This is a genomic window from Reticulibacter mediterranei, from assembly GCF_016587455.1.
Window position 1 is genome coordinate 7700083 of sequence record NZ_BNJK01000001.1, and the last position, 16590, is coordinate 7716672.

Genomic DNA, 16590 nt, shown 5'->3' on the forward strand with positions numbered 1-16590 from the left:
GCCTGCTTCATGATGTTCTCGCCATACGGAACAACGAAGGATAATTACGCTGTCTAAAAACGCTTCTTCTCGAAAGGACTTCCAAAAAGGAACGCTATTGCCAAAAGTGATCGCGTTCCTTTTTCATTCTTGAGAAGAGAGGTCACATTGTCATCTGAGGATACTCCGTCTGGAATCACAATGTGATCACTGGAACGTGCTGCATAAAATCTTCCTCTTCTCCAGACTTCGATGGATTTGTTCGATAAAGGTTGGATTAGGATGATTTCTTCCTCCATCTGTACAAAAGGAAAGTAAGAATCACGTCGTTATCTCTACCATATATAAAGGTAAAGCACTTTCCATTTTTCAAACCTCTAGTAAGAATGCTCAAGAAAACAGGGGGAATAGTGAGTATGACATTTTTCAATGAGGACTGGTGTGGTCTTGCGTGGACGGCGTGGCTCCCATTTACTAATCCCACAACGTTTAGACAACTTCCTACAACCCCAGGACTCTATCGTATTCGTGCCATTGGGATCAACGAACTCATATGGCGAAGGAGTGACCTTCTCCTTCGCATCGTTAGAGATAAAAAGAGAGCCTGTGCACAGGCTCCTTTCACGCTTATCTGAGTACCTAGACACTTGCATCGCTAAACGTTGCTTCACCTTCATAGACCACGCCTCCAATCTGACCATGCGTGAACTCGCCATCCTGTACGTGTTGAAGCAGTTTCCTATTGAGATAGAGGCTCATGCTACTTCCCTGTGCTATGACGCCTATCGTTGCATTTCCAGTAAAAGATACCCCGGACCCACTGGCAATGGTGTTAAAATCGCCATTTTTGTCATAATAAGCTTTGAGGGTATAAGAGCCAGTGCGATCAACTGTAAAGTAATAGAGGTGCGTGGTTGCTCGATCTGCTCGAAAAACAATTCCTCCTGCACTGCCAGTAGTGAGGGTCATGTGTATCTCATACGCGAAATCAGTAAAATCGGAAGAAAGGGCAAGGCAAGAGTGAAAATATCCTGAACGGGGGATAGTGGAATGATATGTTCCTCCTGTAAAAATACATTCTCCCAAATCTCTTGTTCCCTCTTCCCATGAAAATCCTTTGGTATTGTCGCGCAAGGGATCGTCGAGCTGAAGTGATCCTGAATAGGGTGGATACGGATTTGTTGAAACTGGAGGAGGTGTTCCTGTTGGAGTAAATGCTAAGGCAGGGGTCTGGGTTCCACCACTGGTTGGTTGTTGTACCCCATATGGTCCCTCGCCAGCAACAACAGGAGAATTTGCATGCAGTGGGAAGAAGACGAGGGAAAAAGCAACAAAGAGCATCACCAGACATGTTCCAAAGAAGCCGAGTGTGATACGACGGGATGTGTGGTTCTGAAGCGTGGAGGGGAAGGAGTACCAGAAGATTGAAGGGATCGATAGATGGCTATGATACCGCTTACAATCGTCACGACCCAGGCTAGCACTTGAAGGAAACCAAGCATATGCGTGTCCTCCTAACGTTTTGAGGCTGTTGCCACCAATTATTTTTCTGTCATCCCTCGCAGGTAAAAACATGTGAACCCTCTATGTGATTATATATAATACGCGCGAAAATAACAAACTCTATTAAAAATTATACTGATAATTGATCGTTTTAAGCAAAAGAATGTGCAACCAATCTTCGCCCTCCTTCCTGGAGACATGTTTTGCTCGATATCTGGCTCAATACTATCTGGTGCTGGTATACTAGAAGCTGATCCATGATAAGCGTGACACAAGACTCTTTGAGGGATTCTTGATACATGGGGGGATGAATGACTAAAGGCTGATGAAGAGATGAAACTGCAACCAGTTATCTGAGGCCGTATTCATAGGCAATTGCAACAACAGGCCTCATCAATCCGGGAGAGTCTCCACCCAGGAGCATCAGAAGCCACGTTGCAACAGGTCGAAGCATTTCTCCCTGTTACGCTGCCAGAAGAAGTCAAAACCCTCTATCGCATTCATGATGGTCAGGGTGATCATGAAATAGGAAGCTGGCGCGTTACTCCGTCTCCACAAGGGCTGGCGAGAGCGATAACGATCCTAACGGGAAACTCTCCGATCCCGTACTGTGGTCGGTGGCACGTTTCGCGTCTCCCCATCTAAAGTTCGACGATACAGTACGCTCGAAGGACATTGAAGATATTTCCTCAAAGCGATGAGTGTGAACACATTTTTTCCGGCTTTGGGTTCGAGGTCACTGAGTCTGCCATATCACGTGGTGTTCTGTCAAGGCACTCTGCAGGACTTTTCCAGCAGGGCTTTCCAATTCTAATAAACAGTACAAGAACCAGTGAAAAGGAGAGCAAGAGCTTGTTGAGGGTGAGCGTCAAAATAGCGCATCTGTCGAGCAACGTTGCGAACGCCAACGCGATCCATCAAGCTCAAGACGGTGCTGTTGAGTTGAGCCAGAAGGCTCGGTACTCGTCCAGTGCGCGTTTGACAGGCATCTTCCCCTAAACTTCCGTCGCGGCGATAATGCAGCCGATTTTCGATGGCCCAATGCTCCCGAATCAAAGCGAGCAGGCGGCTAGGTGGCGCTTGGCGCATGGAGAGACTACTCAGTCCATAGACGACTTCATGACGAAGCGTGCCAGCTTTGAGCAAGAAGGTCGTCCGTTCGAGCCGAAAGACTTGCTCGATGCCTTCCCATTGCTTGCCAAACCACTCATTGAGATCAGGACTGCACGTGATAGCTCGATGTTCTTTCCGTCCATGAGCTTTGTCCCACGTCTCTGCTTGTTTCCACCGACGACGATCAGGGCCGCGATCTTCGAGCAAGTCCGCAATATCTTCCTGGAGGGTCGGTTGGTTCTCTTTGGCGATCAAAATATAATCTCCGGCTAGTTGATGCACGCGGCTACAGAGATCACGTTGGGTATGCATGGCATCAAGAGTCAAGATACGTCCTTTCACACATGAGGGAGTCAATAAGGGTTTGAGCGCACTGATCTCGTTCTCTTTGGCCCCGACATTACAGTGCCACAAGACAATGCCAGTGGCGACCTCATAACAACTGAGTTGATGGATTGGATGTTCTTGTGAGGTCGTGGCACGCAATGTTTTCCCGTCAATCGCCAGATGAGCATGATCGGCTTGACTCTGTGGAGTGTGTAACCGACTTGGCTCGTCTCCACACCGGATCTGAGCCTCCCATCGCACAAAAAAAGCTGATAAGATCTCGTCAAGGTGTTTCCCATCCACTTTCGCCAAGACGTTCCAATAGGTCGTCTGACATGGCATCTTCTCTCGTCGTAACTCAAAGTGTTGGGCCAAGTATCCTGCTCGATGGCGAATCCATTCGGTGGCTGCACTCAATGTTTTTTGTCCCGCAAGTTTGGCAAGCACAAGCAGGCACAAGATCACTGCCAAAGAGTAGCGTTTGCCTTGCGCACGCCTGGGATCAGTCAGTCCTTGCAATGCTTCATAGAGCGAGAGAACTGCGCTTTCCGCTGCTTCCATCTCCGCTTGAGGTGGCACGTTCCATGTTGTATAGTCCATAGAGAGTTTTCCTTGTCGATGTGATGTTTTTTGTATTCTACAAGAAAAACTCTTCTTTTTCACCTCCTCTTTGAGAATTGGAAAGCCCTGACTTTTCCAGGTCTCTTCTTGTCTCTTCTCATCAAAAGTGCTATACTACTCAGCAAACGAGGGAGCAACAGAAACAGGTGGACATGCAAAAAGGGAGCACACCCCGTGCAGAATATGACTCCCCTCACCATCTTCTCTAGCTATGCGCATACAGATGAAGCGCTGCGCGATGAATTAGGGAAACATCTGAGCTTCATGCAACGGCAGGGGCTCATTTCTGTTTGGCACGATCGCCAGATTTTGCCCGGTGATGAATGGGCCTATGAGATCGATGCTCATCTGGAAACAGCAGCAATCATCCTCTTACTCATCAGCTCCGACTTTCTCAGCTCTCACTATTGCTACGATATCGAGATGCGGCGCGCACTCGAACGTCATAAACGCGGGGAGGCCCGCGTCATCCCTATTATCTTACGACCATGCGACTGGCAAGCAGCTCCTTTCGGACACTTGCAGTGCCTGCCACCCAATGGACGAGCCGTGACAAGCTGGCAGAACCAAGATGAAGCCTTCCTGATGATCGCGCAAGGTTTACGCCGAGTTCTCCGGCCACAACAGCCCACCTTCCCCCTCTCTCGCCTGGAGCAGCAGAACCGCACACGCCTGCTCAAGCGTGTGCACACCATCTGGATCGACGGCGTGTTGCAACACTCCCTCCATCAGACAGCCTTGATCGCCCTGGATCTGCAGGAGCAGCCAGATGCGCTAGCCAATCCCTGGCGCCTCGAGGTGCAAGAAACGAATCTTCCACCATGTCCGCTTCCCTCCGGGACTCCCCTAGTACAAGTTTATGATGAAGCCGAGGGACAGCTGCTCATCCTGGGTGAGCCTGGCGCAGGCAAAACAACGCTGCTCTTAGATCTGGCCGCGGACCTGCTCACGCGTGCCGAGCAAGATCGATCATTGCCAATACCAGTAATCTTTCCCCTTTCTTCCTGGGCCGAGAAGAGGTTTCCTTTGGCAACCTGGCTGGTCGAGGAACTCTTCACCAAATATCAAGTGCCTCGGGCGCTCGGGCACGCCTGGGTCGAGCAGGAGCTGCTGCTCCCACTGCTCGATGGTCTTGATGAGGTAGCAGAACCGCATCAAAGTGCCTGTATCCAGGCGATCAACACCTACCGGCATGAGCATTCTCTCGTGCCCATCGTCCTGTGCAGTCGCACAGCCGAATACCGAGCTCAAGCAGTACGCGTTACCCTCTCTAAGGCCGTGGTCATCCAGCCCCTCACGACAGAGCAGATAGACAGCTACCTCACACAGGCCGGCCAGCAACTCGCAGCGGTTCACTCGCTCTTACGCACGGATCAGGAGTTGCAGGAGTTAGCTAGAACCCCGCTCATGCTGACCATCCTGGCACTGACCTATCATGGAAAAGCCGTCGATGATCTGGCAATGTCTCTGCCTCCTGAAGCGCTACGACAGCACGTGTTGGCAACGTATGTGGAGCGTATGCTGCAGAGACGAGCCGTTTCGCGCTACCCTATCGAGCAGACGAAATACTGGCTGGCATGGTTGGCCCGGCGTATGGTGCAGCACGGTCAGACCGATTTCTATTTTGAGCGTATGCAACCTGATTGGTTAGAGGGGCCAAAGACCAGTCACGTTGCATACCAGACAGCGGTAAGGATAGCGACAGGACTGTTCTCCGGGGTGTTCTCTGGACTGTTCTTCAGCGTGTTCTCCGAATTGCTCCTCTGGGCGTTCTCCATATTGTTCCACAGCATCGCCTTCCATCTACTCTCCGGGCTCATTGGTGAACTACTCTCCGGGCTCATTGTCGGTCTAGCTATCGGACTGACCCAGCGGATAGAGCCAGAAATCAAGCCTGCGGAGGTCGTACGCTGGTCATGGAAGAGCATGTGGCAAACGCTGGCGCACATGAAATCGCTGAGAAGCGGGCTCATTGGTGCGTTGCTCCTTGGACTCATCGTTAGAAGCGTGTTTGGGCTGTTCCACGATACTTTAGACATTGGAATCCTCTTTGGCCCTCCTTTCGGACTCTTGCTCGGATTTTTCGTCGGTTTGGTGGGCAAAGCAATCAGCCAACGTCTTGATGACCCACAAGGTGGACTGACTTCTTCTTTTTTCCCAGCACAAAAGAAAAAGTACTCTGTGCGCAATAGCATCCTTGCCGGGTTTGTTGGTGCAGTGGTTATCGGACTGCTCTCTGAGCTGTTCTTTGGATTGCTCCTTGGATTCGCGGGCCATCTCCTTGCAGGATTGTTCATTGGGTTACTCGTCGGACTCCCTAGCATGTTGGTAACAGGCCTGATTATTACTCTTACTCACCGGGTGCGCAAAGATGTGCGGCCAGTCGAGATCATATCCTTGTTACGATCACACATATGGGGAGAACTGGTCAGGAGTGAATCGTTGAGAAATACGCTCATCATCACTCTTGGGACCGGACTTGTTGCAGGACTCGTCGGCACATACCTTATCAAAGGGATGAATGGGCTAACCAACGGGCTGATCATCGGATTGGCCAATGGGACCATGAGCGGACTTGTTTTCGAGTGTATCAGTGGGATTATTGGGGGGTTATCAAGCGATCAATTAGAGAGGCAGATTCTTACGAGACCCAATCAGGGCATGCGACGCTCTGCAAGAAATAGTCTGCTTGTTGGGTTCGGTGGAGGGCTCCTCTTCGGATTGATCGTCGGACTGCTTATCGGATTATTTGTTGGACTGATCTTGGGCCTGTTTGTTAGGCCATCCGCCGGTTTGATTATTGGACCAATCGTTGGACTTTTTAGCGCTCTGGTTGGCGGGACCATCAGTGGGCTCTCCATCGGCTTATCCAACGGAGGGAGCGCCACTATTCAGCATGTTGTCCTTCGTCTGTTCCTTTGGCGTACCGGCTCCACTCCCTGGCACTACGAGCGTTTCCTGGACAACGCGGCCGAGCGTATCCTGCTGCGCAAGGTCGGTGGTGGCTACATGTTCATCCACCGTCTGCTGCTTGATTACTTTGCAACTTTCGATCCATCACCCCCTTCTGGAGGAATGTCCTTCAGACAAAAAGTAAATGAACAAGAAAAGAATGGGTAGGTCCATGGTCTCCATAGAGTTTGAGCATGCTTTCATATCGCCTAGTACTCCTCTGTCAGTTTTCGTTGCTGAGCTATGCGGACAGCTTGCATAAGCACGAAATGATGGATCAACCACTCGATTTTGTTGAGAAGTATCAAGTGCTACTTTCCCCTTCGCCTTTCGGTTCCAGATAGATTGGATGACCCAGGAACGTTTCTCCTAGTGCCTCCCGGCTGCACTGGGGATACTGTCGCTGCGTGACATGGCGCACAAACCTATTACGAGGAATGCACTGGACTGGTCGATGAGTGGTTTTTCTCTCCATTGCTCACCCTGTGTCATAGTTGGCTCATCAACAGGCTGGATTTCGGACTTCCTGATGGTCACACCCATTTTCCCTGTCCAACACGTGAGCGAGCTTCCGTCGATTGGCATCCTCAGTGGTTGCCCTTTATGAACCACTGGATGGGACCAGCCTATTGCATTGACTTGGCTCCAGGACCGAATGGCAGAAGGGGACAAATCCTCTTTCATAATGATCGCTATCGAGACTATCCTGATCCTCTTGCTCCAGACCATGGTTCAATTCGTGTGGTCGCACAAGGTATTGAGGAGTTCTTCTCCAATCTGGCAGATGATCTGGGATCAGGTGTCTATACCTTTGATGAAGCCACTGGTATGCTCTGGAGCAAACAGATGTGGGAGGCTATGTTTACCCTCAAAACGTCTCGCGGTGCATGGTTTGGCACCATCGAAGAGGATCAGTTGACCTCTCTGAAGCGAGAACGCAAAAAATATTAGCGGCTTGCTCTGCCGAGACGAGAAGAAACGGACTGAGCTGATCTATATAGAGACCATCCTCTCTGGAAGCCATCTTTTTCTCTCTGCGATAATGATCCTGACGATGATTGGTTTTAACACTTGTTCTGTCTCTCTTTTGTATAATAAAGGATGAAGCACAGCTCTTTCTGAAATAATTTTGAAGAAAGAGGAGGTAAGGAGGCAGACAGCATGAAGCAGAGTCCCTATCGAGCTTTTGAGCCTGTTCCATTCTCGCAGGTAACAATAGAAGATGCATTCTGGGGGCCACGTGTACAGATCAACCGGGAAAAGACCATTCCTCATATTTATCACATGTGTCAGCAGACTGGTCGTCTCGATGCCTATCGCCTGGATTGGAAGCCCGGAGATGAGCAGACTCCCCATCAATTCTGGGATTCGGATGTCGCCAAATGGATCGAGGCAGCAAGCGATAGCCTGGTGAGCACGCCCGATTCTGCACTTGACGCCCTGCTCGATGAAGTGATTGCCCTGGTTGCCTCTGCACAGCAGGCTGATGGGTATCTGAATCCACACTATACGGTGGTCGAACCGAACAGGCGTTGGACCAATCTGCGGCATGGACACGAACTCTATTGCGCCGGTCATCTGATTGAGGCCGCTGTTGCACACGTTCAGGCGACCGGTAAATCTACATTGCTCACTGTCGCCTGCCGCTATGCCGATTCTCTTGCGACAATCTTTGGTCGGGAACCGGGAATGAAGCGCGGGTATTGCGGTCATGAGGAGATAGAACTGGCTTTAGTCAAGTTGTATCGCGTCACCAATAATCCCCGCTACCTTCAGCTCAGCCAGTATTTTATCGATGAACGCGGGCAGGCACCATGCTATTTTGATACCGAACCTGCTCCTGATTCCCATGCGTTAGGGCTTGAGTATCACCAGGCCCACCGACCTGTGCGTGAACAGACTGAAGTGGTTGGACATGCGGTACGTGCAATGTATCTCTATAGCGCGATGGTCGATCTTGTCTGCGAGACAGGTGATGAGAGCTGTGGCACGCGTGTAAGCACCTCTGGCACCATCTCTGCTCCAAACACATGTTTCTTACTGGCGGGATAGGATCGTCTCTGTTGAACGAAGGCTTTTCTTCCGACTACGACCTCTCTAACGATACCGCTTATGCCGAGACCTGCGCTGCCATCGGACTGGTCTTCTGGTCTCATCGCATGTTGCAAGTAGAATGCGATGCGCACTACGCCGATATTCTGGAGCGTGCGCTCTACAATGGCGTCCTCAGCAGTGTCTCTCAGGATGGAACGACCTTCTTCTATATCAATCCGCTGGCAACCCAGGGCAATCTTGTGCGCCAGCGTTGGTTCGATTGTGCTTGCTGTCCTACCAATATCACGCGGCTGCTGGCCTCTTTTGGTCACTATATCTATTCCCAGAACGAGCGAGAACTGGTCGTGCATCTGTATGTGCAGGGAAGAACGGTACGTACAGAGATACAGGGGCAACAGGTTGTACTCAGGCAGGAGACTGCCTATCCCTGGGATGGGCGCGTTAATCTGACTGTGGAGTTGGAGGAGCCAGTGGAATTTGCCTTGCGCCTGCGTATTCCTGGCTGGTCGTCGGGGGCAACACTGACGGTGAATGGTGAGCGCTTCGATCTGAACGAACTGAGCGAGCATGGATACGCGAAAATAGAGCGAGTATGGAGGAATGCAGACCACCTCACGCTCTTTTTTCCTCTGCCTCTCGTTCGTATGTATGCCTCCCCAGAGATCGCTGCTGATATCGGGCTGGTGGCCTTACAACGTGGCCCGCTCGTCTATTGCCTGGAGAGTATCGATAACGCTGTCCCCCTTCATCGTCTGGTCCTTCCCCGTACAGCAGATATACGGGCCATTGACGAGAGTGATGGTCAGGCTGGATTGGATGGTGTGGTGACTGGGATTGCCGATGCTCTGGCAGTTGGCCGCACCGATTGGGAGGGAACGATGCTCTATCGTCCCCAGCCGCCTGAGATGCAGCCCGCCACGCTCAAAGCGATCCCTTATTGTCTCTGGGGTAATCGAGGCGTCACCACTATGCGTGTCTGGCTGCACGAACAGAGCATATAACATATTCCCAATGAAACCCCGTATGAACCTGGGAGCGTTTCTTACTACAAGCGTGATCTCAAGGTGGGATGCCTTTAGAAGGTCATCTGACAGCGAAAAGTCAATGGGCAACCTGCTGCTTCGCCCACAGTGCACAAATGTACACGCGCTCATAAGGAGAAACCCACCTCACCATGCGTTGAAATCATCTGGCTTGTGGCGGTTTTGCTCCGTGAAGCTATTCGCGAATACCGCGTGGTGGCAGAGGACGAACCATTGGGTTCATCATGGGCAAGGCTTTCTTGCTGCGTGGGAGACGCTGACGCACCAGATAGGTGGGCGCGTTCGCCAGGTCATCCTTCTCCAGCGTGACATCTTCGCCAAAGCGGTTGAAGAAGGACAGCTCGAAGTTCGGAGTTTCGCCCAATGCCCCATGAGGGCAGACCTCCACACAGTCGCCGCAGAAGATACAGCGATCGAGCGCAAAGGAGTAGCGCGTCAGGTAGCGCTCGGCCATCATCAGCGATCCGGTCGGGCAGACCTGGACGCAGGCACCACAGGAGACACAATCGGTCTCATGCAGGCTCACGTTGAAAGGCGTCGAAACGATGGTATCAAAGCCCTTGCCAAACATGCCGTAACAGTCGGGGCCGATCACATCATGACAGACGCGCACACACTGGGTACAGTTGATGCACTTGTTGGGATCGCGCAAGATGAAGCTATGGGAGAGATCCACCTCATAATCGTGGTAGTCGCTCGGCTCTCCATCGTGGAAGCGGTTATCAGCCAGTCCATGCTCGATACTGTACTTTTGTAGGTCACACTGTCCAGCGGCGGGACAGGCACATTGCAGACAGCGGGCCGCTTCTCGCTTCGCCTGCTCACGCAGATAGCCCATCTCGATGATGCGGAAGTTGCGCTTGCGCTCCTCGTAAGGCAACATCGGCATCTTGACCTTTGGCTCAACGGGCTTGTAGGGCACGATATCGAACAGATCAGGTTTGCGCTCCTCCAGTTCCAGGCGGCGTGCCACTTCATCCATTTCCTCTCCGCTCAGGTAGGAATGGACGGAGCGAGCACCCAGCTTGCCCTGGGCCACGCACTCGATGATCGTCTTGGCTCCCATCTGGCAGTCGCCACCAGCAAACACTCCTTTGCGATCCGCCATGAAGTTGTGCGGATTGGTCTGGATCGTCTTCCATTTCGTCCACTTCACGCCAGATTTCTCATCTAGTACACTCGTATCTGGCTTCTGACCAAAGGCAGGGATAATAGTATCGCAGGAGATGACAAATTCCGAGTTAGGAATAGGCACCGGACGGCGGCGTCCACTGGCATCTGGCTCACCCAACTTGTTTCTGATGAATTCCAGACCCGTGACTTTCCCATGTTCGCTCACGACCTTCGTTTGTTGCGCATAAAAAACTAACGCCGTCCCTTCTGCCTCGGCATCCTCAACCTCTTCAGGAGTGGCCGTTACTTCTTTTAGCGAACGGCGATAGGCGGTATGCACTTTCGCTCCCAGGCGAAGCGAGGTGCGTGTGCAATCGTAGGTCGTGAAACCTCCTCCCAGGACCAACACTTCACTCCCTTCTTTGACGGGAATTGGCTTTCCTTCCACCTTATCGCCAAGAAACGCAATGGCATTGATGACCCCCTCTGCGTCGTCTCCAGGAGTATCAAGGGGATTGCTGGTCCAAGCACCAATGGCCAGATAGACCGCATCAAAGCCCTGAGCAAACAGATCGTCAATGGTAAAGTCGCGCCCCAATGCGATGTTGCATTGCAAATCCACACCCAACTGCCAGACATGATCAACCTCGCGATCCATCATATCCTTCTGCAAGCGATATTCTGGAATCCCATAGCGCAACATACCACCAGGCTGGGGTTGCTGATCGAAGACCTTACAATAATGACCACGCAGAGCCAGATAGTAGGCACAGGTTAATCCCGCTGGACCCGCGCCGACAATTGCCACCCTCTTGCCGGTAGGTGGATCTTGTACATAAGGCACAGGTGGATCAAGCAAACTGCTTTCTGCGGCATATCCGTGCATACGACAGATAGCGATCTCTTCTTCCACCAGCGCACGGCGGCAGGCTTTCTGACAGGGAGCTGGACAGGTCAGACCAAGAATATAAGGGAAAGGTAAAACCTCTTTGACCAGGCGTGCCGCCTCTTTCATCGATCCCTTCGCGATCAGTTCCAGATAACCAGGAATGTCGATATGCGTTGGACAATCCACCTGACAAGGTGGCTGGCAATAGGCATTGTGATCGGAGAGCATCAACTCCAGGTTAGTGCGTCGAATATGAAATAACTCATCGGAATTGGTGGTCACAACCATACCAGACTGGGCCGGTGTATTGCAGGAAGGCAAGGGCCGCTCTCTTCCCTCAATATGGACCAGACACATGCGACAAGCTGAAGTTGGTTCTAGCTTCTCATCATTACAGAGATTAGGAATAGTTGTTATGCCATGATCAATGGCGACGCTCAGAATGGTCTGATTTTCGTATGCTTGCACTCTCTTGCCGTCAATAGTCAAAGGAAAGGTTGGCTGGCCCACATCATTGCGTAGTGCAGGCTGCTCTGATGCCATTGCGACGGAGAAATGATCACGAAGTGATATGACCATAGGTTCCTCTCATCTCTCGTATTTCACCTTCAGGCCCATAATAAAGAAAACATTGGAGAAGACATTCTGGGCCTTTTTGTTACCCGTTACAACCAAATTCTTTACTCATATCTTAGCGCTCATCTGTTTCAGTATGCAAGAGAGAAGATGGGTGCCCTTCAGGTTGAGAAGCGGTATACTCTTTTCAGAATAGTGGGCTTGTAAAAGCGTATGAAGGGGGTTCACCGTGAGAGCGTGGGTGCCATCGTTTTGCGTCGAGGCTAGACAGGGAAGGACGACCTGCGAAGAGAGGTTCTCTTCAAGAGGAAGATGAACAATAGACAAGGAAACGAGCCGTTTGTCGTAGCGTACTTGTGCTTCGGGAGAGAGTACTGATAGTGCATTTCATGTGATAATATAGGAGAGGAGGGTGTGATGTGATTCTGGTTTTGTTACGTGTGGAGGTGAGCACATACCCCATTGTATGAGTGAGGAAGGAGTCCTGTGTTGGTATGCAACGTCCCATCATGTCTTCTCTGCCATCTACTGAACGTATCCTCGAACATCTGTCTGTCGGCATTGCTCTTTTTGAGGCGCATACCTGGCGTTTCCTCACTGCCGATACCGTGTTTGAGTCTCTTCTTGATCCTCAGTGGCAACAGGGACGCGCCCGAGGTCATCCCTTCCGTGATGTGTTTTCAGAGACGCAAGCCAGCGACATTGAGGCGTGCTTTTGCCAGGTGGTGGAGAAAGGCTGTCACATGACCTTGACATGGCCTCTCTTCCAGTCTCGTCTTGATACGGCTACATCCTGGCTATGGGAGCTTCGCCCTCTTCACAACAGCAGTGGACAGATTGATCAGGTGCTGGTGACAGCCAGTCCCATGACGATGCAGATCATGCGACAGCGACAGGCCGTGATTGCAGCCATGAGAGAGCGTTTGCGTCACACGCCGCAAGAAAGTGCCTTACTTGCACAGGCAGAAGTGGATACTCTCCATACGTTTTATCACCCTCTTGCGCTTGCTGTCTATGCTCCGTTACAGGCGTACCAGAACGTGACGCTGCTGGCTACTCGTACGACCCTTCAACAGGAGGACGTTGCTCACATGCCACCGCAACTCCCTCTTGATTCACAGGGCGTCTTCTTCAAGGCAGCTCATGAACGTACTCCTGTTCTCATCGACGTAGCCCACTCACTTGAAGATACTCAGAACCGGGAAGAACGCTGGTGGTTGACGTTGCCAAAGGCTCGACATGTTCTGTGTGTGCCGCTCTGGTGTCGCGACCAGTGGGAAGGAATGCTGGTTGCCGCCTTTGAGGAGGATGCGCAAGCAATAGAGATGCATGTGCAAACCTTGATGGAAGGTGGCAGCGAACTGGCAGAGGAACTGGTGCATGCTCGCTGTGTTCAGGAATTGGAGGAGGCGAGGCGACGTGTCTCGAAGATCCTGGATTATTTGCCAGAAGGGATTCTCCTGGTCGAGGCGACGACCGGGAAGATTCGCTACGCCAATACCATTGCGGCTCAGGTACTAGGGCGACCTCGCGAGGATCTCGTCAATCATTCCTTGAATGAGTGGACATGGAGGCGCGGGACGGACCATCAGCAGCTCATGGAGTGGAATTTCGCTGTCATTTATGCCCTCTCTGGAAAAGCACTCACTAGCCAGGAATGCCTAGTCAACAAACCAGATGGGAGGACCGCTATTATTCTCTGTTCCGCCGCTCCCCTCTACAATACCGCAGGTGGTCTCGTTGAAGCTGTTCTCGTCTTTCAAGATATTACCGCCCACAAAAGCCTGGAACAGCAAAAAAATGAGTTCTTCGCGATGGCAAACCATGAGCTGCGCACCCCACTGACCAGTATTATTGGCTATGCCGAACTGTTACGGCTCCAGACGGCACACGAACCGGCTTCTTCCTTCCAGCAGGAGGCGCTTGGACATATCCTTGAAGAGGGGGACCATCTGACCCGGCTGATTCAAGACTTGCAGGAAGTCTCTTCTTTGGACTATGCGCAGTTGAAGCTCACCATTGGCACACATGACCTGCGCGATCTGGTGGTGCAACAGGTGCAGATCGTTGCCGAGCAGACAAAGACGCACACCTTCAGGCTCCTTCTTGATGACGTGAACCCGACCCAGGCCTTGTGGGGGCGTGTGGATGCGCAGCGGATCAAACAGATCATCAGGAATGTGCTGAGTAATGCTATCAAATATAGTGCTTTTGGGACGGAGATTACCGTCGGTATCCACGCTTTTCGCGATGCGAGAGGCATTCCCTACGACGCGGAAATCCGTATTCGTGATCAAGGGATCGGCATTGCGGCTCACGATCTCCCTCATATTTTTCAGCGCTTTTATCGCGCGAGCTCCCTGGACGCGGCAACGAGTGGTTTTGGCGTGGGACTCTACTTGACCCATGCGCTCGTCGAGCGTCACGGGGGCAAGATCCGGGTCGAAAGCCAGGAAGGACAAGGAAGTACCTTCTTTATTTTGCTTCCTCTTTTGAGGGACCAGTACTCAAACTAGTTCACTCAAGACGTTTTCTTCCCCCAGACCTGCTGAAAATACACGAGGGCGAAGAACTGTTCATTTTGCATGTCAAGCATGATTTGGGTATAAAGCGCTTCTACCTCCGCCGAGGAGATCAGTCCGCTCTGTACGAGAAACGGTTGCAAGAGCTTGAGAAAGGTTTGAAAGTTGTCATACATACGGCTATGCGCTGGCGTGCCAGCAGAGAAATCGAGGTTGTAGGCCTGTCGCTGGATCTGTTCAAAACCGGCATGGCGCAGGAGATGGGCTTGCATGGCTGTAATGCCATAGTGATTGCTACCATCAGGAGTAAAGCATTGCCCTTTTGCTCTGGCAGCTTGCATTAAGAGGGAATTATAGCGGGTCAAAGCCGCACTGGAGGTGATTCCCAAATCCTCAAATTCAATGGAACAGAAGTGACCGCCTGGCCGGAGCAGTCGGAAACACTGCCCAACGAGTTCGGGCCAGGTTGTTGTCGATTGAAAACCGCTAATAAAGCGAGCTTGAATAAAATCGAAAGAACTATTGGAAAAGAGCAAGGGGCGACGAGCATCCATCACCTGAACATCGACATGAGAGCGCCCTTCCAGAAGAGCGACCTGTTGGGCGTAGGAAACCATGAGGTGACTGATATCAATGCCCATGACGCGGCTGCCTGGAAAGCGTTCAGCAACAGAGAACACCCATTCTCCGGGACCACACCCGATATCAAGAAAGGTATGACAACTTGAGGGGTCAACTGTAGCAGGGAAGAGACCAAAAAGTTCTGAGAGCATGTGCGCCTGTCTGGTGAGCCGTGCCATTTCTGCCGCATTTTCGGCATCAACCTGATAGCCAGATGGAGGAAGTGAGAGATCCTGGGGCTGAGACATCGGAAACATCTCCTTCTGCTTGTTGTGAGTTTCTCTTCGAGAGAAGAGGGCGATAGATTGATGTATTTGCATTATAAAGAATTTCATGAAATCTGTCTAGTTGATGTGAGAGACGAGAATAGCGAAATATGTGTTTTCTTCATCGTGTGTTTGGCTTTGCTCACCTGTAGTACAGCAACCTGTTTCATGGAGAAACAGAGATGTCTTGTGGCTTGGTAGATGCGCCGCTGGACAACTTAGAAAGAACTTGATAGCAGTAATAGAGAGGAAAAAAGGCGGCAATACTATGGTGTGGAACTTAATCACCTCCGTCGTATCCTCATTCGCTTGCTCAATGGCTTTGCGCGCTCGTTTGATTCTGGGACGTGGGCCAGGATTGAGGCAGGCGGAGGGGTGACGGCATCAGCAAAATGACGGAAGGTGTAGGTGAGAATCTCTCCTACTTCTCGTTCTTCCCCAGAAACATCTGCATCGAAAAGGACTTTGCTGATAATCCATAAGGTCAGCCGCGTCATCTCATTCGCAAGGTTAATGGTTGCTCCCCCCTCCCATGTTGCTTGCAAACGGGAAACACGGTCTGTCATGATTTCAGCATGATACAAAACACGGTTATGCTGGAAGTGTGGGGCCAGAAGCTTGCGGGCACGACGATGCTGTTCTCCTTCGCTCAAGAAGACGCCGTTGCCATGAATAAGAGCGCCCAATGCGTGCACCGCCGCCGTCTTTTCAAAGGCTGTGCTTTGATCGACAAGCACCTGACGAACGAGTTCTGGCATATTCAGCATAGGAACCAGATATGGTCCGAAATGAAATGCTCCAATATTTCCAAACTCGTGACTAATCCGCTCTAAGAGTTCAATGCGCTTCTTGCGGAGCGCAAAAACATTCCCGAGGCCATGCTGGAAGGCAAGGAATAGATTTACCTGTCTGGGATGACGTGGTTGTGTCTATAAACATACTCTAAAACAGAAACAGGGCAGTTGTAAAATAAGCAGAATGTTTTCCTGGTTATTCTTAGATATCTATAA

General features: G+C 51.3%; 9 protein-coding genes and 2 pseudogenes. 6 read left to right on the forward strand and 5 right to left on the reverse strand.

What is annotated here, in order from left to right:
- Nucleotides 1-618: 618 nt before the first annotated feature.
- Nucleotides 619-1554, reverse strand: coding sequence for a hypothetical protein (locus K3T83_RS33080; protein ID WP_220207186.1), 936 nt, complete (start codon nucleotides 1552-1554; stop codon nucleotides 619-621).
- Nucleotides 1555-1857: 303 nt separating this feature from the next.
- Here K3T83_RS33080 and K3T83_RS33085 point away from each other — a divergent pair, with 303 nt between their 5' ends.
- Nucleotides 1858-2127, forward strand: a complete 270-nt coding sequence (locus K3T83_RS33085) for an SMI1/KNR4 family protein (RefSeq protein ID WP_268963497.1) — start codon at nucleotides 1858-1860, stop codon at nucleotides 2125-2127.
- A gap of 165 nt (nucleotides 2128-2292) precedes the next feature.
- Here the strand turns inward: K3T83_RS33085 and K3T83_RS33090 are convergent, their stop codons facing one another.
- Nucleotides 2293-3522 carry an ISAs1 family transposase gene (locus K3T83_RS33090; protein WP_220204991.1) on the reverse strand — a complete coding sequence of 410 codons (1230 nt, stop codon included), beginning with the start codon at nucleotides 3520-3522 and terminating at the stop codon, nucleotides 2293-2295.
- Nucleotides 3523-3726: 204 nt separating this feature from the next.
- On the opposite strand from K3T83_RS33090, the gene K3T83_RS33095 reads away from it, so the two are divergent.
- The 4 genes and pseudogenes from K3T83_RS33095 (at nucleotide 3727) to K3T83_RS58060 (ending at nucleotide 9551) form a co-directional block, all read left to right on the forward strand.
- Nucleotides 3727-6663 (forward strand): TIR domain-containing protein, encoded by a 2937-nt coding sequence (locus K3T83_RS33095; RefSeq protein WP_236065147.1) that lies wholly within the window; start codon nucleotides 3727-3729, stop codon nucleotides 6661-6663.
- A gap of 306 nt (nucleotides 6664-6969) precedes the next feature.
- Nucleotides 6970-7446, forward strand: coding sequence for an SMI1/KNR4 family protein (locus K3T83_RS33100; RefSeq protein WP_220207189.1), 477 nt, complete (start codon nucleotides 6970-6972; stop codon nucleotides 7444-7446).
- A gap of 210 nt (nucleotides 7447-7656) precedes the next feature.
- Nucleotides 7657-8798 (forward strand): annotated as a pseudogene (locus K3T83_RS58055) (glycoside hydrolase family 127 protein); the annotation flags it as partial.
- Between the two features lie 108 nt (nucleotides 8799-8906).
- Nucleotides 8907-9551 (forward strand): glycoside hydrolase family 127 protein, encoded by a 645-nt coding sequence (locus K3T83_RS58060; RefSeq protein ID WP_373324625.1) that lies wholly within the window; start codon nucleotides 8907-8909, stop codon nucleotides 9549-9551.
- A 217-nt stretch (nucleotides 9552-9768) separates the two neighbouring features.
- On the opposite strand, the gene K3T83_RS33115 is transcribed toward K3T83_RS58060, so the two are convergent.
- Nucleotides 9769-12174, reverse strand: a complete 2406-nt coding sequence (locus K3T83_RS33115; protein WP_220207191.1) for an FAD-dependent oxidoreductase — start codon at nucleotides 12172-12174, stop codon at nucleotides 9769-9771.
- A 491-nt stretch (nucleotides 12175-12665) separates the two neighbouring features.
- On the opposite strand from K3T83_RS33115, the gene K3T83_RS33120 reads away from it, so the two are divergent.
- A complete protein-coding gene (locus K3T83_RS33120) occupies nucleotides 12666-14687 on the forward strand; it encodes an ATP-binding protein (protein ID WP_220207192.1) in 2022 nt (673 codons plus the stop codon).
- Between the two features lie 5 nt (nucleotides 14688-14692).
- Here the strand turns inward: K3T83_RS33120 and K3T83_RS33125 are convergent, their stop codons facing one another.
- Nucleotides 14693-15562, reverse strand: a complete 870-nt coding sequence (locus K3T83_RS33125) for a class I SAM-dependent methyltransferase (RefSeq protein WP_220207193.1) — start codon at nucleotides 15560-15562, stop codon at nucleotides 14693-14695.
- A 302-nt stretch (nucleotides 15563-15864) separates the two neighbouring features.
- Nucleotides 15865-16443 (reverse strand): annotated as a pseudogene (locus tag K3T83_RS33130) (cytochrome P450); the annotation flags it as partial.
- Between the last annotated feature and the right edge of the window lie 147 nt (nucleotides 16444-16590).

Excerpts from the sequence above, each read along its gene's own strand:
- K3T83_RS33080 (WP_220207186.1), bottom strand. The coding sequence starts at position 1,554 with ATGTTTTTACCTGCGAGGGATGACAGAAAAATAATTGGTGGCAACAGC.
- K3T83_RS33090 (WP_220204991.1), bottom strand. The coding sequence starts at position 3,522 with ATGGACTATACAACATGGAACGTGCCACCTCAAGCGGAGATGGAAGCA.
- K3T83_RS33095 (WP_236065147.1), top strand. The coding sequence starts at position 3,727 with ATGACTCCCCTCACCATCTTCTCTAGCTATGCGCATACAGATGAAGCG.
- K3T83_RS33115 (WP_220207191.1), bottom strand. The coding sequence starts at position 12,174 with ATGGTCATATCACTTCGTGATCATTTCTCCGTCGCAATGGCATCAGAG.
- K3T83_RS33120 (WP_220207192.1), top strand. The coding sequence starts at position 12,666 with ATGCAACGTCCCATCATGTCTTCTCTGCCATCTACTGAACGTATCCTC.
- K3T83_RS33125 (WP_220207193.1), bottom strand. The coding sequence starts at position 15,562 with ATGTCTCAGCCCCAGGATCTCTCACTTCCTCCATCTGGCTATCAGGTT.